Source organism: Algoriphagus aquaeductus (genome assembly GCF_003253485.1).
In the GTDB taxonomy this organism is placed as follows: domain Bacteria; phylum Bacteroidota; class Bacteroidia; order Cytophagales; family Cyclobacteriaceae; genus Algoriphagus; species Algoriphagus aquaeductus.
Genome location: NZ_QKTX01000004.1, coordinates 179,407 through 196,700 on the forward strand (window position 1 = coordinate 179,407; position 17,294 = coordinate 196,700).

The window sequence follows — 17,294 nt, forward strand, 5'->3', positions numbered from 1 at the left end:
GGTAATCTTTGCAAATGCCCGATTCCTTTCTATTTTTACGAGCCAAAATTTTGTCGTTAAGCAATGAGAGAAATACAATTTCGGGAAGCCTTGAGAGAGGCCATGTCCGAGGAAATGAGACGAGATAAAAACGTCTTTTTGATGGGTGAGGAAGTGGCCGAATACAACGGTGCTTACAAGGTATCCCAAGGAATGTTGGATGAATTCGGTCCAGACCGCATTTATGACACTCCAATTGCAGAACTGGGTTTTGCAGGCTTGGGAGTAGGCGCGGCAATGAACGGGTTGAAACCCATCATTGAATTCATGACTTTCAATTTCTCATTGGTGGCTATAGATCAAATCATCAACTCCGCTGCCAAGATGTATGCCATGTCCGGTGGCGCGTATTCTGTTCCGATCGTTTTCAGAGGTCCTACAGGCAATGCCGGTCAACTAGGTGCTACTCACTCTTCCAACTTTGAGAATTGGTTTGCCAATACTCCAGGATTGAAAGTAATCGTTCCCTCCAATCCCTACGATGCAAAGGGCCTGCTTAAAGCAGCTATCCGCGACCCAGACCCGGTGATCTTCATGGAATCCGAACTGATGTATTCGGATAAAGGACCCGTGCCAGAAGGGGAATACCTGTTGCCTATCGGCGTAGCTGATGTGAAGCGTAAAGGTGCTGATGTCACCGTGATTTCTTTTGGGAAAATGATGAAAGTAGCACTTGAGGCAGCAGAAGAAATGGCTAAGCAAGGTGTGGAGTGCGAGGTAATCGATTTGAGAACTGTTCGTCCCATCGACTATGCGACCTGCGTGGAATCTGTGAAGAAAACCAACCGGGTTGTTGTGGTGGAAGAAGCAAATCCGGTGGCAGCTATTTCTTCAGAGCTAGCTTACCACTTCCAGCGGCATGCTTTTGATTATCTGGATGCACCGGTAATCCGGGTCAATTCCATGGATATTCCATTGAGCTATGCGCCGTCCTACATTGATGTGACCATTCCAAATGTGAAGCGTACCGTAGAGGCTATCAATAAAGTGATGTATAAATCCTGATTCAGTCTCTTTAATTCCATAATAAGCCGAGATAGTGTCAACTTATTTCAGGATGAGACAATGAAATAAAAAAAGCCCGACCAAAAGTCGGGCTTTTCCGATATAAATAACCCCTAAATTTTCCTTTTGACTGGTTTGACAGGCTAAAGTTTAATTGATCCGCCTGTGTTTTTTGTATTTTTAACTTTGGCCGGTAAGAATCTATTCCGCAGTGAAAAACCAATTTCAAACGCTATCATTATGGTAACAAAAAGCCCGGATTTAAAAAACCCGGGATTTTTGTTACCCAATCTATCTATCTGATTTTTTCAATGGATGGGCTCAAGTTTGAGGCAACCGAATCTTATCGGTTTCTCATAGGAGCTGCCCCTCCACCTTGTTGATTTTCCATTTGGCCTCCACCGCCTTCACCGTCTTTCAGATCATCGTTGTTGATCGATCTTCTTCTTCTCGGCTTTTGATCCATACTCATTTTTCCTATTCTGTAGGTGAAGTTGACCTTGAAATTCATATTCTGAATTCGGTTGGTGCTGTTTTGAAGAATGGTTGGCGTGATGATTTCGTTTCGGATCACAAATTCTTTCATCAGGAAGTTTTCGGCTCCAAAACCAACCGAACCTCTTTTCTCTTTCAACTGCTTATTGAAATTCAATCCATAGGCAGCAAAACCTCCCGAAGTTCCCTGAAGCTGTACCTGACGGCCTCTTGCAAAAGAGAATACCTGAACCTGCCAATCTTTAGGAAGCGTGTAGTTACCAAACATTCTTCCACTGACCACAAAACCTTCATTTTGAGCTGCAAATTGTGGATTGGTCAAGCCATTGTCCAGCATGGAATAATAAAGATCCATTCCACCGTTCAATGAAAGCTTGTTGTTGATGTTCACATTGAAGAACAAATTGGTTCCTATAGCCTGCTCACGACCGATATTTTCAAATGTGGTAAAGATCACACCATTGTCCTGAATCGTACGGATGGGCTGTATTGACCCGGTGGTATTCCGATAGAATCCGGTAAAATTCAAGGTAGTCCCTTTGATGAATGTACTGTATCCCAATTCGTAATTGTCTGTCAACTCAGGATCCAATTCAGGATTTCCCTGAGAAAGCTGTTGTGGGTTTGCCGCCTCCAAGTTTGGATTCAGGAATCTCAAAGAAGGACGCTGGATTCGACGGTTATAAGCCGCTTTGATCATATTTCCATTGGCCAATCTTCGACTTGCATTGAAGCTGGGAACCAAGGTTCCATAGGATGGGATTTCAGCCACAAACTCATTTTTAAAATCGGCATTGATGGTCGTGTACTCATATCTCAATCCCGGCTTCAGGGTATAGTTTTTCAAAAACTGCAAGGTGTAGGAAAGGTAACCTGCCGTTACATTTTGATCATAGCTAAACTCATTGCTCAAGGTAGGATCTTCCAATTGCTGATATTCTCCTGTAGGTCCTTCTGCCAAAAAGTAGGAGAAGTCAGAATAAGCCTTTCTTAAAATATTCTTGGCGCCGTATTCAATGATTTGAGTACCCTTCTCATCCATCGGAGTCACATAATCCACCTGAACCGTAAACTCTTCATTTCGGCTGGGGTTGTCGTTTCTCAAGCGGGACAAAATATCCTCTACATCTTCATCAAACAAAGTATTGGTAAAGGAGTTTTCCCGGTTATTTCGGGAGTAAAGGGTCAGAAAGCTCAACTCTTTCCCTCTCTTTTCATAAGTTTTGGTATAGTTTAGACTGACGTCCACCGAGTTGGAATTATCCAAGGTATTGGTTTCCCTGTTTTGGCTGCTTCTCAGCACATCATCAAGGAAATTCTGGGTCAAAAAATCATATTGCCAGTTTCTGGAATTTCGAATTCCAAAATTGACTGCGCCTGTAATGAAATTGAATTTATCGATCTCGTAGTCTACTCCGAAGTTGTATCGGCCAAACACATCTCTTCGCTCAGTATCCGCGGATTGAACGGACTTAGATATGCTTCCATTGGGATTATTGGTGATCTGCTGATTTTCAAAACTTCCCAGGATGTTGTATCCCGCTCTGCCAAATCCACCCAGCGTAAAACCCATTTTACCTTTTCGGGCACTTCCCTGAAGGCCCAGATTGGAACCTCTCAGACCTGCACCTGAATTGATATTCAAAGTCATTCCCTGAAGGTTGTTTTTCTTGGTCACGATATTGATCACACCTGAAGTTCCTTCCGCATCAAATCGCGCTGAAGGAGAAGTGATTACTTCCACTGCTTTGATTTCATCAGCAGGTATTTGTCTCAAAGCATCCGCAATGGAAGATGCCGCGATGGCAGAGGGTCTGTTGTCTATCAAAACCAAAATATTGGCACTTCCTCTCATCGACACATTTCCATCCAAATCCACGGAGAGCATAGGTACTCTTCTCAATACATCTGTAGCATCACCACCTGCGGTAGTTTTATCGTTTTCTGCTTTATAGATCGTACGATCTACTCGCTCCTCAATCAATTCTCTTTGTCCCTGAACTGTCACCTCCTGAAGCGCCACTCCTTCGTCAGACATGGCAATCTCTCCCAAATTGATATCACTATCCAAGGAATTGATATTGACTGTTCTTTTCACAGTCTCATATCCCAGGAAAGTCACATGCAATTCATAAGTACCAGTCGAAAATCCTGTAATGTAAAAGGCACCGTTCCCATCTGCCACAGCACCGGCAGTAGACACCTCACTACCGGTCTTATAGAGCGCAGCAGTAGCATATCCTACCGGTTCACCGGTTTTGAGGTCTTTGGCTATCCCGATGATTCGGGCAGGTTCTTTTTTGTCTGAGGCTTGCTGTGCCATCAACTGGCCGGAGGCAATCAATATCAGAAGTAATGCTAGATTGAGTAATTTTTTCATGGTTTCGTTTTCAAATAAGGGCACTCGCCTAATTGATACCCCAAAGTTGTGGGCATAGTTTCCGCATAAAAAATGTAATAGACCAGCCCTAGGCATTCATCGACAAATACCCCCAAAATGAAGACAAATCCAGCAAGATGTCCGTTATCCCTCTTGATGGAGTAATTCCCCCCTTTGGTGGGTATAATCCATCTATTGGTAGATTAGATTTGAGAGGAAAAGGGAAAATGCCTTAGTTTGGAGATTGAATATCAAGCGTATGCTTTCACTCACCCCCAAAAAAAATCTTTCTATCCTCGTGCATATCCTGGGATGGATCATGCTCTGCGTGGTATTATTGATTCTTTCTCCTCTTTCCTGGAGAATGGGAGAGGTTTCCTTACCTGTTCAGTTTTGGTGGAAACAGATCTTTCTTGTTTCCCTTTTGATCCTGATTTTTTATTCCAATTCAGGAATCATTGTACCCAAAATTCTACTACGAGGAAAAAACTACCTGTACTTGTTGATCATTGTGGTGGGAGCACTCTTGTTCTATGGTCTCATCATTTACTTCGAGCAGTTTTCCCTTTACAGTGAAAAAATGCACCAGGTATTCAATCCAGACCGGCCCTTCAATCCCAAAAAGCGTTGGCTTCCGGGGGATGTATTTCAATTGCTCCTTTACCTGATTTCCATCGGCTTGAGTACCTCGGTCTCTTTGGTCCAAAAGTGGCAAAAGGACGAAGCCATCCGGAGAGAACTTGATCGGCAGCGCATCAACACCGAACTATCCTATTTAAAAGCCCAAATCAATCCCCACTTTTTCTTCAATACACTCAATAACATCTACGCCCTTACCAATCTGGATGTAAGCAAAGCTCAGGAGGCCTTGCTCAAACTCTCCAGAATGATGCGCTATGTCCTGTATGAAAATCAGAAAAATGAAACCCTGCTAAGCAAAGAGGTGCGGTTTATCGAAGACTATATCGAACTGATGAAAATGAGGCTTTCCAGCAGGGTCAAACTGGACATTCAAATCGATGAGCCCAAAGAAGATTTGGTCATTGCTCCGATGCTGTTTTTGCCTTTTCTGGAAAATTGTTTCAAGCACGGGATCAGCTCCCAAAAAGACAGCGAGATCAAAATCAAGATGGAAATCATGGGAGAAACGGTCTTCTTTGAAACCAGAAATCACATCTTCCCTATCAATCCGGATAGTCCCGAAGCCAAAGAAAACGGGATCGGATTGGTCAATACCCAACGTAGGTTGAGCTTGCTCTATCCTGAAAAACACCGGCTTAAATTTGGTAAAGACGAAGCCAATGACCAGTATTGGGTAAATCTTACGATAAATCTGGCATGAAAATCAAATGCGTAGCCATCGATGATGAGCCCCTCGCGCTCGAATTGTTGACCAAATTTATTCAGCAAACCGCCTTTTTAGATTTGGTCGGCAAATTCTCCAATGCCATCGAGGCCTTGGGGTTTATCAATCAAAATGAAGTCCAGCTGGTCTTTATGGACATCCAAATGCCTGATCTCTCAGGGATGGAATTGGCAAGAATCCTAGACGGAAAAAAGAACTCGGATAAAACCCGAATCATCTTCTGCACGGCCTACCATCAATTTGCCATCGAAGGATACAAGGTGGACGCACTCGATTACCTGCTCAAGCCCTATAGCTATGAGGATTTTCTCAATGCAGCCACCAAAGCCTACCAGTACTTTGACCGGATTCTCAATCAGGAAAGCACCAAACCGGCACTCGAATCCAGCACCCAGCCGGAATATATTTTCCTAAAAGTCGAATACCAACTCGTCAAAGTGATGCTGCGGGATATCACCCACGTGGAAGCATATAAGGATTATGTAAAGGTTCACTTGAAATCCAAACCCAATCCGGTTTTGTCTTTGACCAGCATGAAAAACATGGAGGAATTGCTTCCTTCGGACAAATTTATGCGGGTACATCGCTCCTTTATCGTGGCGCTCGACCATATTGACTCCGTAACCAAAAACGTGATCCAAATCGGCAACCAGCAAATCGCCGTGGGAGACAACTACAAAGATCAGTTTTTGGAGTTTTTGAGTCGGTGGATAAGTTAGGAGATGGAGAGAATAGGAGATTGGGAGATAAGAGATTAGATACAAGACCCTAGACACAAGACAACCTTCCTTCACTTTTATTATTCTTGGTAAATTTTTCCTTCGAAAAAGTGGGGCTGAGTTCGTTTTAATGTCGTAAATCGTAATTCTTAAACTTGTATTGAGCTTTGTCGAAATATCGCAAAATGTATATCCGCAATCACACCATTCATAGAATTTAAACCATGCATTTGGAAAGGAGATATATTTTAGTTTGATCAAGATCCGAAGGATTTAAACAATTAATGACCCCCGGTGTAGCCGGGGGTTAAAGTAAAAAACTGTAAAGGGAAGCCCTGAAAGGGCGGAACTTTGATGTTTCACCCTTCCAGGGCTCAAGGACAATCAAGGCCTTTTTTCCCTGCACTTCGTACAGGGTCATGAATTGTTTGGCTCCTTTAGAGCCATTTCATAGGAATTACAAATTTTATATTGCTTTGAACTTCGGACAGGCGGGAAAGCGGATAATCATATATCGCAAAATCCACGATTTATAATCAAAAACAAGAGCTTATCACTTACTTTGACGATGACAGATACTCAGAAAAACTTCATGCGCCAAGCCATCGAATTGGCAAAAAATGGAATGGAAGCGGGAAATGGTGGACCTTTTGGCTGCGTGATCGTCAAAGACGAAGCGATCATCGGTCAAGGCTCCAACATGGTCCTAAAAACCAACGATCCCACTGCCCACGCCGAAGTTGTAGCCATCCGTGAGGCCTGTAAAAACCTGAATAACTTCCAACTTGAAGGCTGCGAAGTCTACACCTCTTGCGAACCTTGCCCCATGTGTTTGGGAGCAATTTTTTGGGCAAGACCTGCCAAAGTCTTCTACGCCTGCACCAAAGAGGACGCTGCTGATGCGGGATTTGACGATGAGTTTATCTATCAGGAAATTGAAATCACTCCTGAAAAGCGGCAGATTCCGATGATTGCTATGATGCGGGATGAAAGTTTAAAAGCTTTCGAGCTGTGGAAAGAAAAGGGGGATAAGACGCTGTATTGAAGTTGGGGAATTAGGAAGTTGGGGAGTGGATAAAAAAGTCAGAAGTCAGAAAGCTAAAATGCCAAAGGAGTCCTGCCAAAAGCCTTACACTTTGACTGCTTCGATGATAATAGAGAAACCCCAGCTATTTCTGACTGGTTTTTTTAGACAGGAACCCACAGCAAAATAGTCTTACTTCAGCGTGCAAAAAAGCAACAAAGGCGAATTTTGATCTATTGGGGTTTTAAGTTTTTTAGACAGGGCCTGGATTTGAGAATCCGACATCCGCTCCAGTTTTTCTTGGTTTATAGTGAAAATCAATTCATCTCCTCGCCCCTTTCCAATAAGAAAAAGATCTACCTCCACATCTCCGATTTTTACGATACGGAAGGTCTTGGTTTCCCCTGTGCTTTTTTCAATAATGGATTTCAAAAAATCCCCATTCCGAAATGAACCCAAAAAGTACGATAAAACATAGTGTTTAGTTGTTTCCTCCAAAAGGAAGGAATGAACCTTTTTATTCTCGTCATTCTGGATCAAATCAAACATTCGATTTTGATCGTTTGCAATTTGTTTTAACTCCGACTCGGTAATCGAAAACCCCTGAAAATCAACAAATAAATCCTCTTTTCTGGTTAAAAATCTGTCATATCGTTCTATTTTATTACCAAGAGGGTAAACCACAGAAATCTGCTCGTTCAAAACAGACATGGATCGATCATTCCCAAATCCAAGACCCTCAAACTCTTTTTCAATTGGGACTTTAAATTCAAATTCATTAGATAAAATATCATAGGTTAAAAACTTATACCCCGAGCTCCCACTAGTTTGAAAAAGTATTTCATTCCCATTTAAAAACGAAAAGGAAAGCAACGTAAACGCAACTTCTTTTTTAATTGGAATCTCCCTCGAAAAGGCAAAAGATTCGGAATACACGATCATCTTCCTTGATTTCCTATCCAAAATAAAAATCTCATTGCTTTCAGGGTTTACCTTGAAGTCCCAGATTTCCAGATACTCACCCGGACCTTCTCCCAGCGAATGAATTACAGGCTTAAAAACTCCTTTGGAACTTACCAATCCAACCTGCTGTCTTTTGCCATCCAAGATTAAGTAACCTTCTTCATATGGGATGACTCTGTAGACTGCCAATGGTAATTCTTCTCCGGAAAGATTCAAGGGCTTTGCCTTTGAAAAGACATCTTCAAATCTGATTGTTTGAGATTTGGGCAAAACTGTTATCGTATTGGCCTTTATGCTTGGGTCGATTGATTTGCATCCCAAAGAAAAAAGGAGGACAAAAAAGACTAAGTTTCTCATTTACGATCTAAAATAATTTCTTGCCAAAAACCATCACCTAAAGACTTCTCAAAATGTACAATTTATGGCAAAAAAACAACCCAGTCATTTCTGACTGGGCCCTTTAAATCCGAAATCGAAAATCCAAAATCGAAAATCGACTTACCTTCTTCCCATTCCCGGAGGCACCATACGGCCCAAAGCCTGCTTGGCGCCACCCATCTTGTTCATCTGTTTCATCAGCTTGCGCATGTCGTCAAACTGCTTCATGAGGTTGTTGACTTCGGTGATCGTCCTGCCCGAACCGTCGGCGATGCGCTTTCTTCGGCGGCCATCGATGATGTCCGGATTCTGACGCTCTTTAGGGGTCATGCTGCGGATAATCGCTTCGATCGGCTTGAAGGAATCGTCATCGATATCCAAGCCTTTCATCGCCTTACCCATTCCAGGAATCATCCCGATCAGGTCCTTGATGTTACCCATCTTTTTCACCTGCTCGAGCTGGGAAAGGAAATCGTCAAAGTTGAAATTGTTTTGACGGATTTTGGCATTGATCCGCTTCGCTTCGTCCTCATCAAAAGACTGCTGGGCACGCTCCACGAGGGAGATTACGTCACCCATGCCGAGGATTCGCTGTGCCATACGATCGGGATGGAAGACGTCCAGGTTTTCCATCTTTTCACCCGTGGAGATGAATTTGATCGGCTTGTTGACTACGTGACGGATCGAAATTGCCGCACCACCACGCGTATCACCGTCCAATTTGGTCAGGACCACTCCGTCAAAATCCAATCGCTCGTCAAAGGTCTTAGCCGTATTCACCGCATCCTGACCTGTCATCGAGTCTACGACGAAAAGTGTCTCTGAAGGATTGAGTGCTTTTTTCAACTCCTCAATCTCCTTCATCATCTGCTCATCCACCGCCAAACGACCCGCAGTATCGACTACAACGGTCTTTTTGCCGGTCTTCTTCGCATAGGCTATCGCATTGTTGGCGATCTGAAGCGCGTTTTTATTTTCCGGCTCGGCATAAACCTCCACACCAATCTGCTCCCCGAGCACTTTCAGCTGATCAATCGCCGCAGGTCGGTAGATATCACAGGCTACCAATAGCACCTGTCTGCCCTGTCTTTTCAAAAAGCTACCGAGCTTTCCGGTAAAAGTCGTCTTACCCGAACCCTGCAAACCCGAGATTAGAATCACGGAAGGATCGCCACTGAGTTTGATGTCGACTTTGGAACCGCCCATGAGTTTGGTCAGCTCCTCTTGGGTGATTTTTACCAGGAGTTGACCCGGGGAAACAGAGATCAAGACGTCCCGGCCCATGGCCTCGTCTTTGATCTTGTCGGTGACTTCCTTGGCTACTTTATAGTTGACGTCGGCATCGATCAGGGCTCTTCTGATCTCCTTTACGGTAGATGCGACGTTGATTTCGGTGATTTTTCCGGTTCCTTTCAGGGTTTTGAAAGCCCGGTCCAGCTTCAAACTTAAATTATCAAACATGCTGCTTTTCGGCTATTTGGTGCAAAAGTAATCAATTTGGGCGTTTGGGAAGGAAAATATATGGGAAATAAGAAAGGAAGACGGGAGACCCCACCACGGCGGGCAGGCGAAGACGGAAGTGATTGTCCGATGTCGGTTGACCGATGACCGATGCGGTAAAGCGGGAAGACGGGAGACCGAAGACCGAAGGAATGAAAAATCTGTGAGAACATCTTGAAATCTTATCTTCTCGCTCTTTCCCCCGAAATCCCTAATTTGCACCCTGAACGTATCTCACGGCCTGCATGAAACTCCAATTTCAGAAAGACATTCTTCCCCATCTGCTCGGGGTCATCCTCTTTTACCTCATCGTTGTCCTGTACTTTTCACCGATGGTATTCGATGGGAAAATCATCTTCCAAAGCGATATCCTCCAATGGGAAGGTTCGGCCAAAGAGGTCCTCGACTACCGGGCTGCCACCGGCGAACAAGCCCTCTGGACCAATCGCATGTTTGGCGGAATGCCTACCTACTTCATTTCTTTGGAGTTTGCAGGAGACATCACCAACCTGCTGATTTCAGTCCTGACTCTGGGCCTTCCCCACCCGATCAACGGACTCTTTTTCGGAATGCTAGGCATGTATGTGTTGCTTTTGAGCTTCCAGGTCAGACCCACTTTCTCTATCGCGGGGGCGATCGCATTTTCCTTCAATACTTACAACCTACTTTCTCTAGAGGCAGGTCACAACGCTAAAATCTGGGCAGTTTGCCTGATTCCTTTGATTCTGGCAGGTATCCATCTGGCTTTTGAGCGTAAACGGATCCTTGGAGCAGCCCTTCTGGCACTCGGACTTTTGCTCCAACTCAAATTCAACCACCTCCAAATCACCTACTACACGCTGATCATATCGGTGATTTATGTGCTAGTCCGATTGGTGTTTGACTGGAAAAAAGAAGGAATTGGCAGCCTGTCCAAGACCATTGGGTTTTTGGTTATTGGAGCTGTTTTGGCAGTGGGAGGAAATCTCGGAAGACTGGCCACAGCTCTTGAATACAGTCCCTACTCTACCCGGGGAAAAGCGACTTTGGAAAGCACCTCTTCCGGCTTGGACAAGGACTACGCATTTGGCTGGTCAAACGGAATTTTGGAAACCCTAACCTTGGTCGTACCAGACTTCTATGGAGGAGGAAGCAACACGCCTCTTCCCAAAGATTCCGCTTCCGAAAAGGCGCTCCGGGCTCAAGGACTCGACCCCGCCCAAATCAATGGATTTATCCAAGGTGCTCCGACCTATTGGGGGGATCAGCCTTTTACGGGCGGACCGATCTATGGCAGCGTGATCTTGGTTTTCTTGGCGGTTTTGGGGATTTGGGCTGCTCCAAAAGAAAGCCTGATCACCTTCGGCACCATCATCGTGCTCTCCCTGATGCTGAGTTGGGGAAAAAACCTGGCTTGGTTTAACTACCTGTTATTTGACATTTTGCCGGGATACAACAAGTTTCGGGCAGTATCCATGGCACTTGGTATGACGTTGTTTGCCGTGCCGGTATTGGGAATGATCGCTTTGGAAAGACTGACCCAAACCAAAGAACTCAAGCCTTTACTGATTTCCGGAGGAATTGTGGCCGGATTGACCTTGATTTTGGCGGTCGCGGCAGGTGCATTTTTCCGATTTGAAGGGGCAGCCGATGCTAATTTCCCGGATTGGTTGGTGACAGCTATGAAGGCTGACCGAAAGAGTATGCTTTCTTCCTCGGCTTGGAAAAGTTTTGCTTTTGTAGCACTCGCTATCGGATTGATTTATTTTTACCTGAAAGGCAAAATTTCAGAGCTGATTCTGGGTGCCGGCCTGATTGCCCTGATCACCATGGATGTGTGGACGATCAACCGTCGTTATTTGAATGCGGAGTCTTTCCAGGGAAATCCTTCGAGACAGTTTTTCGCAGAAACTCCTGCCGAGCAATCCCTTGCCCAAGATCAGGGCTATTTTCGAGTGTTGCCGCTCACGGAAGGACTGACCCAAGGCGCCCGAACCAGCTACCGATTCAATAGTTTGGGAGGCTATCATGGTGCAAAGCTTCGCCGCTACCAAGACTTAGTCGATAATCGCCTTCAATTTGAATTGCAGGAGTTTGTGAAAAAAGCTCAGGAAGGAAATTTTGACTGGGAATCCATTGGCACCATCAACATGCTCAATACCAAATACCTGATTGCCGGAAATGAGGCCAACGGGATATTTGAAAATCCTGAAGCCAATGGCCCGGCTTGGGTTCCGACAGTGATTGTTCCGGTCACTAGTAACCAAGCCGAAATGGATCAACTGGGACAGATCCATACCAAAACCCAAGCCACCCTGAATACCCAAGAATTTGGCGAAGTGAAGGCAGGTTCGGGAGTGGTCAATCTCACCAGCCACAGCCCTAACGAACTGAAATACCAAGCCGAAATGGCTCAGGGAGGATTGGTGGTATTTTCCGAAATCCACTATCCAGAGGGCTGGACGGCCACCATCGACGGGCAGGAAGCCAAGATCCTTCGGGTCAATTACCTGCTGAGAGGATTGGAAATTCCTCAGGGTTCCCATGAAATTGTCTTTACCTTTGCCCCATCTAGTTACTATGCGACCAAGACTCCCATGGTCATTTTCCAGTATTTGATCGTGTTGACTTTGATTGCAGGCGTTTTCTTCACTTACAAAAAATCCGATGCAGCAGCCTGAGGAAAAAGACAAAGTCGTCAGCTTTTATGATCAATTTGCCGAAAAGCAGGCAAAGACGGGCATCAATTCCCGGCATTTGAGCATTTTGGATAAAGTGAAGCAAGCCGGGCTTCAAAATAATCACCGGATTTTGGAGGTAGGCTGCGGGATCGGTACCGTTTCCCATCTGTTGGCTACGCAAGTTCCCCAAGGGAAGGTTTTGGCGGTAGACATTTCTCCTGAAAGCATCGAGAAAGCAAAAGTCCTCTGGAAAGATCAAAAAAACCTCAATTTTGAGGTTTCGGACATGTCGGACTTTGACAAAAAAGGAGAAACCTTCGACTTCTTCGTGTTTCCCGACGTGTTGGAGCACATTCCGGTCGACCAGCACCTCCGTCTTTTCCAGAATATCCAGAAGCATTCTCATACAGACTCTGTGATTTTCATTCACATTCCTGCCCCAAGATATTTGCAATGGATGATCGAAAACGAACCGGAAAAACTCCAAGTCATCGATCAGCCTTTGGACTCGGGGGACTTGATCAAAAGCATCACGTCAAACGGCTTTTTCCTGGAGAAAATGGAAACCTATAGTCTTTTCTTCGAAGAAAAAGACTATCAATATTTTGTCTTCCGATCAGCCAAACCTTTGCGCAGCTCCACTCCAAAAAGCAAATGGGCAGTGCTCAAAGAACGAATTCGAATCCGCCTGAAATACGGCCTCACCAAGTAATAAAATCGAAAAATATGAAAATCAACACTAATACGGTGGTCGGCTTGACCTACGAACTCAAGGTCAGCAAAGAAGAGGACGGCATCGAATCGGCACCTTTCAGCGTGGAAATCCGCGATGAAGAAGATCCTTTTTACTTTCTATTTGGCATGAGTGGCCTGCCTGAAAAGTTTGAAGAGCTTTTGGAAGGAAAAGAAGAAGGAGAAGACTTTTCATTTACCCTGACCATGGCAGATGCCTATGGAGAGCCCGATGAAGAATTGGTCATCACCCTGCCCAAAGAGCAGTTTTCAGGTGAAAGAGGATTTTCTCCGGAAATGCTGGAAGAAGGAAACTTCCTACCCTTGATGGATGAAAACGGCTACAGCATGCAGGCTAAAATCCTAAAAGATTTGGGAGAGCAGTTGCTCCTAGACTTCAATCATCCTTTGGTAGGTTTCGACCTACATTTTGAGGGGAATATCATGGAAGTGCGTGAAGCCACCAAAGAAGAAATCAAGCACGGTCATGTGCACGGAGAGCATGGAGCGCATGATTGATAACTTAGAAACAAGAGATTAGAGACAAGAAACCAGACCGTCGGGCAATCCCTGACGGTTTTTTTTCACCGCAGAGCCGCAGTGGCCGCAGAGAATTTGGAAAAGTATTCAGTCAAAGTGATCAGTTTCAAGCTTTACCACCTGGTTATTTTTAACCGAGGTCGAAAATGGAGATTTAGTCAAAACGATCAGTATCGAAATAAAGTGACTTCCTTAGTAATCACTTCCGACTAAGAGACTCTCGGAAAACTTAAAACCTCTGCGTTTTCTGCGTCTCAGCGGTGAATTTTAAGACTTCAACACCAATACTTTTTCCTCATCGAAGTGCAGGTACACCCGATCGCCTACTTGGTATTTACGGATCGGATCATCTACTTCCCAGATATGCCCCCCTTCCCGAAGCCGGATCAACAGCGAATTGTAATGCACCAAGTACCTCAAATCCACCACATGCCCCATTAATTCTCCTCGGGTACGAAGTCGTACATCAGCGGGACGCAGGTAGCTGTTGAATCGGTCGGGAATGAGGTTGATGGGAGAAAAAAGCCTCGCTACGTAGCGGGATTTGGGGTGCTCGCATAGGTCTTTGGAATTGCCTTTTTGCACTACTTTTCCCTTTTGCAAAATCAAAAGTGAGTCGGTCAGACGCAGGGCATCGTCCAAGTCATGCGTCACAAAGATGACCGTGGTGCCCATTTCTTTCAGCAATTCCTTCAGCTCAAAAATCAATTTCCGCTTTTGGATAGCATCCAAGTGACTGAAGGGCTCGTCCAAGAGCAAAACCTCGGGTTCCACGGCCAAAGCCTGCGCAATGGCTACCTTTTGCTGTTGACCTCCGCTGAGTTGCCTGGGTAAGCGATCCTTGTAATTTTCCAACCCAAACTGAATCAGCAAACGATTGACCCGCTGTTCCCGGTACTTGGTATCGAACTGAAGCAAGGGTCGGTTGATGTTTTCCTCCACCGTCGAGTTGGGAAAAAGCTGGTAATCCTGATGGATAAGTTTGATCTCGTCATAGCCCGGCACTAATTTTTGAGCAGGATTTTCGATGAGGTTTTCCCCTAAAAAGACTTCTCCTCCACTTTGTACCATCAAGCCTGCAATCATCCTCAGGAGGGTGCTTTTTCCCGATCCACTTTCTCCTACGATGGACAAAAACTCCCCTCGAGCCAATTCCAGTGAAAAGTCATGCAAAGCCACATGAAAATCATAGGATTTGGAAAGGTGGCGGATGGAGAGGAAGGTCATCGGAAAATCGAAATTGCGTGCATCCAAAAATGGTCAAAAAGAAGGGGAATTCTAGATACATTCTTTTTTCTTGCGTAAAAAATGAACTTCAACAGATTTGTTATATATTAATAGCATAATTGCTTCAAACAGTATGAGTTTAGCCAGAAAAAAATTCAATCCCAGCTCCCCGTCTGAAAAGAATAAAGCCTCCAAAAGTTGGATTCTGGAAACAGAGGGGAGAAATTATTCTTGGAAATCTAAACTGGAAAGGGTAGCGATAAGCCGTGAAGGGGTTCCTTTCAGTGCTTTAGAAGTGATCGGAAAAAAAATCAATTTACCGATCCGCGATGTGTTAACCCTTTTTGACATTCCTCAGACCACTTACAACAAAAAGCGCCGTGAAAATGCCCTTCTTGGGGGAAAGGAAACAGAGGCAGTTTTGATGATTACCGAAATTCTGGATTTTGGGATAGAGGTTTTTAATGGAGAAACTGAAAAATTCCTTCGCTGGCTTAAAAAGCCAAACCAGTCCTTGGGAGGGATGAGCCCTGAGAGTTTTTTTGATTCGATCACTGGAATTCAGGAGGTGAAAAACTGTCTGAATAGGCTGGAATACGGGAATTTAGCCTAATGTTCGTATTTAGAATCGAGCGGGAAAAATACCTCAATTCTACATTGAGCGGAATTGGGGCTTCACTTTCAGAAGGATTTCGATGGAACAGTCTTTCTACCCGCATGGTCTATACAGCCGAATCTCGGGCCTTGGCTATTCTGGAAGTTTCGGTTCATTTGGATATTCAAGAAGACTTACCTACTGATAGAAATCTTATCACCTTAGAAATCCCTGATGATGTGGAAATTCTAGAACTCGACCCACTGGATCTCCCCTTGAATTGGGATTCCAAACCGCCCATTCTTGAAACCCAGCTGATCGGAGATGAATTTGTCCAGCAACAAGAGGCTGCAGTTCTAAGAGTTCCGAGTGCGATTGTCCCCGAAGAATTTAATTACTTGATCAATCCCCTACATCCAGATGCTCAGAGGATCAGAATGACAGCTTCAAAGAGCCTGATTTTTGATTCACGTTTGAGAAAATAACCAATCCATTACTGAGCCAAATCATCTTTTATTTTCTTCGGTAAAGATGAAAAAATCAAGTCATAACTGTGTTTGGCCAACTCCAAAATCAACCGATCAGGCACATCTCCTCGAACGCTGACCGAGTTCCACCATTTTTTATTCATGTGGTACCCTGGAGTAATTCCGGGGTATTGCTCCCGAAGCTCGATGGAGCGCTCGGGATCGCATTTCAGATTGACATAATCAAAGGTTTCCATATCAAGGATGGCAAAGATTTTCCCACCAACCCGAAAACACAGCGTATTGACATCAAAGGGCGTATCCTCGGTCACATGGGGCAAGGCCAAGCAAAAATCACGAAAATATTCAAGCGTCATTGATCTTTAAGTTTGGAACCATTTTAATGGCTCCAAATTACCAAAATAAGCCCGTCAATACGCCAACCAACCTCCATCTGCTACTAAAACCTCTCCATTGACAAAGGAGGAATCATCAGAGGCTAGAAAGAGCGCCACTTTTGCGATTTCTTCAGGTTCACCCATACGGGACATGGAACCTGCCCCACTGCTGCAAAGGACGGCTCCATCCGGATCGGGCTGGGCATCTTTCATGATATTGGTATTCACTCCGCCGGGCGCAATAACATTACATCGGATACCTTTTTTAGCGTACATAAATCCGATGTTTTTGCTCATCCCTACCAAGGCATGCTTGGAAGTGGTGTAAGCCAAGCCCGCTCTTGCTCCTGAAACTCCACCCACCGAGGCAATATTGATGATCACTCCTTTGCCCTGTTTTAGCATTTGGGTGATGGCCAAACGGCTGGCGTAGAATGGGCCATTGACATTTACTGCCATGACCTTTTCCCAAAGCTTATCCGTGACTTTTTCCAATGGAGTAAAATTATCCATGATGCCGGCATTGTTGACCAAGATGTCGAGACCTCCAAACTCATGAATAGCTGCATGAACCATCCGTTTGACCTGTTCTTCATCGGACACATCACATTTAAGACCTAAGGCATGGCCGCCCGAATGACGAATCTGATCCGCCACTTCTTCCGCATCTGCCCCGGTTAAATCAGACACAATTACTTTTGCTCCTTCCTGAGCAAATAGCAAGGAAATGGCTTTTCCCATACCTGAAGCGGCTCCGGTGACAATGGCGACTTTATTTTCTAGCTTTTTCATTATTAGACTTTTAA

15 protein-coding genes are annotated in these 17,294 nt (G+C 44.7%); 9 read left to right on the forward strand and 6 right to left on the reverse strand.

Annotated elements, in window-relative coordinates:
* Positions 1–63: 63 nt before the first annotated feature.
* Complete coding sequence (locus CLV31_RS07115; RefSeq protein WP_111392188.1) at positions 64–1,044, forward strand: pyruvate dehydrogenase complex E1 component subunit beta; 981 nt, start codon at positions 64–66, stop codon at positions 1,042–1,044.
* A 343-nt stretch (positions 1,045–1,387) separates the two neighbouring features.
* Here CLV31_RS07115 and CLV31_RS07120 read toward each other — a convergent pair whose 3' ends face one another.
* Positions 1,388–3,919, reverse strand: a complete 2,532-nt coding sequence (locus CLV31_RS07120; protein ID WP_111392189.1) for an outer membrane beta-barrel family protein — start codon at positions 3,917–3,919, stop codon at positions 1,388–1,390.
* Positions 3,920–4,178: 259 nt separating this feature from the next.
* Between CLV31_RS07120 and CLV31_RS07125 the strand changes: the two genes are divergently transcribed.
* The 3 genes from CLV31_RS07125 (at position 4,179) to CLV31_RS07135 (ending at position 7,049) form a co-directional block, all read left to right on the forward strand.
* Positions 4,179–5,261 (forward strand): sensor histidine kinase, encoded by a 1,083-nt coding sequence (locus CLV31_RS07125; protein WP_245943343.1) that lies wholly within the window; start codon positions 4,179–4,181, stop codon positions 5,259–5,261.
* Positions 5,258–6,004, forward strand: coding sequence for a LytR/AlgR family response regulator transcription factor (locus CLV31_RS07130; RefSeq protein WP_111392190.1), 747 nt, complete (start codon positions 5,258–5,260; stop codon positions 6,002–6,004). Before CLV31_RS07125 ends, CLV31_RS07130 begins: the two co-directional genes overlap by 4 nt.
* Before the next feature lie 568 nt (positions 6,005–6,572).
* Entirely contained in the window at positions 6,573–7,049 is a 477-nt protein-coding gene (locus tag CLV31_RS07135; RefSeq protein ID WP_111392191.1) for a nucleoside deaminase, read from the forward strand.
* A 171-nt stretch (positions 7,050–7,220) separates the two neighbouring features.
* On the opposite strand, the gene CLV31_RS07140 is transcribed toward CLV31_RS07135, so the two are convergent.
* Together CLV31_RS07140 and ffh are read right to left on the reverse strand one after the other, a co-directional pair.
* Entirely contained in the window at positions 7,221–8,348 is a 1,128-nt protein-coding gene (locus CLV31_RS07140) for a 6-bladed beta-propeller (RefSeq protein ID WP_111392192.1), read from the reverse strand.
* Between the two features lie 141 nt (positions 8,349–8,489).
* On the reverse strand, positions 8,490–9,830 hold the full coding sequence (gene ffh / locus CLV31_RS07145) for a signal recognition particle protein (RefSeq protein WP_111392193.1): 1,341 nt from the start codon (positions 9,828–9,830) through the stop codon (positions 8,490–8,492).
* 284 nt (positions 9,831–10,114) lie between these two features.
* Here ffh and CLV31_RS07150 point away from each other — a divergent pair, with 284 nt between their 5' ends.
* Genes CLV31_RS07150 through CLV31_RS07160 form a run of 3 tightly spaced genes read left to right on the forward strand, consistent with a single transcriptional unit; the run spans position 10,115 to position 13,780 of the window.
* On the forward strand, positions 10,115–12,529 hold the full coding sequence (locus CLV31_RS07150) for a YfhO family protein (protein WP_111392194.1): 2,415 nt from the start codon (positions 10,115–10,117) through the stop codon (positions 12,527–12,529).
* Positions 12,516–13,241: a class I SAM-dependent methyltransferase gene (locus tag CLV31_RS07155; protein WP_111392195.1), complete on the forward strand. Its 726-nt coding sequence runs from the start codon at positions 12,516–12,518 to the stop codon at positions 13,239–13,241. Before CLV31_RS07150 ends, CLV31_RS07155 begins: the two co-directional genes overlap by 14 nt.
* 14 nt (positions 13,242–13,255) lie before the next feature.
* Positions 13,256–13,780, forward strand: coding sequence for an FKBP-type peptidyl-prolyl cis-trans isomerase (locus CLV31_RS07160; RefSeq protein ID WP_111392196.1), 525 nt, complete (start codon positions 13,256–13,258; stop codon positions 13,778–13,780).
* Positions 13,781–14,068: 288 nt separating this feature from the next.
* Here CLV31_RS07160 and CLV31_RS07165 read toward each other — a convergent pair whose 3' ends face one another.
* A complete protein-coding gene (locus tag CLV31_RS07165) occupies positions 14,069–15,028 on the reverse strand; it encodes an ABC transporter ATP-binding protein (protein ID WP_111392197.1) in 960 nt (319 codons plus the stop codon).
* Positions 15,029–15,161: 133 nt separating this feature from the next.
* Here CLV31_RS07165 and parS point away from each other — a divergent pair, with 133 nt between their 5' ends.
* Both parS and CLV31_RS07175 read left to right on the forward strand, forming a co-directional pair.
* The gene (gene parS, locus CLV31_RS07170; protein ID WP_111392198.1) at positions 15,162–15,641 is read left to right on the forward strand and encodes a type II RES/Xre toxin-antitoxin system antitoxin; all 480 of its coding nucleotides are present in this window, start codon (positions 15,162–15,164) and stop codon (positions 15,639–15,641) included.
* Positions 15,641–16,108 (forward strand): RES family NAD+ phosphorylase, encoded by a 468-nt coding sequence (locus CLV31_RS07175; protein WP_111392199.1) that lies wholly within the window; start codon positions 15,641–15,643, stop codon positions 16,106–16,108. Before parS ends, CLV31_RS07175 begins: the two co-directional genes overlap by 1 nt.
* Before the next feature lie 8 nt (positions 16,109–16,116).
* On the opposite strand, the gene CLV31_RS07180 is transcribed toward CLV31_RS07175, so the two are convergent.
* Both CLV31_RS07180 and CLV31_RS07185 read right to left on the reverse strand, forming a co-directional pair.
* On the reverse strand, positions 16,117–16,467 hold the full coding sequence (locus CLV31_RS07180; protein ID WP_111392200.1) for an MmcQ/YjbR family DNA-binding protein: 351 nt from the start codon (positions 16,465–16,467) through the stop codon (positions 16,117–16,119).
* Positions 16,468–16,521: 54 nt separating this feature from the next.
* Positions 16,522–17,280, reverse strand: a complete 759-nt coding sequence (locus CLV31_RS07185) for a glucose 1-dehydrogenase (protein ID WP_111392201.1) — start codon at positions 17,278–17,280, stop codon at positions 16,522–16,524.
* Positions 17,281–17,294 lie beyond the last annotated feature (14 nt).

Coding starts and splice junctions, on each gene's coding strand:
- CLV31_RS07175 (WP_111392199.1), top strand. CDS start 15,641: ATGTTCGTATTTAGAATCGAGCGGGAAAAATACCTCAATTCTACATTG.
- CLV31_RS07150 (WP_111392194.1), top strand. CDS start 10,115: ATGAAACTCCAATTTCAGAAAGACATTCTTCCCCATCTGCTCGGGGTC.
- CLV31_RS07185 (WP_111392201.1), bottom strand. CDS start 17,280: ATGAAAAAGCTAGAAAATAAAGTCGCCATTGTCACCGGAGCCGCTTCA.
- CLV31_RS07155 (WP_111392195.1), top strand. CDS start 12,516: ATGCAGCAGCCTGAGGAAAAAGACAAAGTCGTCAGCTTTTATGATCAA.
- CLV31_RS07135 (WP_111392191.1), top strand. CDS start 6,573: ATGACAGATACTCAGAAAAACTTCATGCGCCAAGCCATCGAATTGGCA.
- CLV31_RS07125 (WP_245943343.1), top strand. CDS start 4,179: ATGCTTTCACTCACCCCCAAAAAAAATCTTTCTATCCTCGTGCATATC.
- ffh (WP_111392193.1), bottom strand. CDS start 9,830: ATGTTTGATAATTTAAGTTTGAAGCTGGACCGGGCTTTCAAAACCCTG.
- CLV31_RS07120 (WP_111392189.1), bottom strand. CDS start 3,919: ATGAAAAAATTACTCAATCTAGCATTACTTCTGATATTGATTGCCTCC.
- CLV31_RS07180 (WP_111392200.1), bottom strand. CDS start 16,467: ATGACGCTTGAATATTTTCGTGATTTTTGCTTGGCCTTGCCCCATGTG.
- CLV31_RS07115 (WP_111392188.1), top strand. CDS start 64: ATGAGAGAAATACAATTTCGGGAAGCCTTGAGAGAGGCCATGTCCGAG.
- CLV31_RS07160 (WP_111392196.1), top strand. CDS start 13,256: ATGAAAATCAACACTAATACGGTGGTCGGCTTGACCTACGAACTCAAG.
- parS (WP_111392198.1), top strand. CDS start 15,162: ATGAGTTTAGCCAGAAAAAAATTCAATCCCAGCTCCCCGTCTGAAAAG.
- CLV31_RS07140 (WP_111392192.1), bottom strand. CDS start 8,348: ATGAGAAACTTAGTCTTTTTTGTCCTCCTTTTTTCTTTGGGATGCAAA.
- CLV31_RS07165 (WP_111392197.1), bottom strand. CDS start 15,028: ATGACCTTCCTCTCCATCCGCCACCTTTCCAAATCCTATGATTTTCAT.
- CLV31_RS07130 (WP_111392190.1), top strand. CDS start 5,258: ATGAAAATCAAATGCGTAGCCATCGATGATGAGCCCCTCGCGCTCGAA.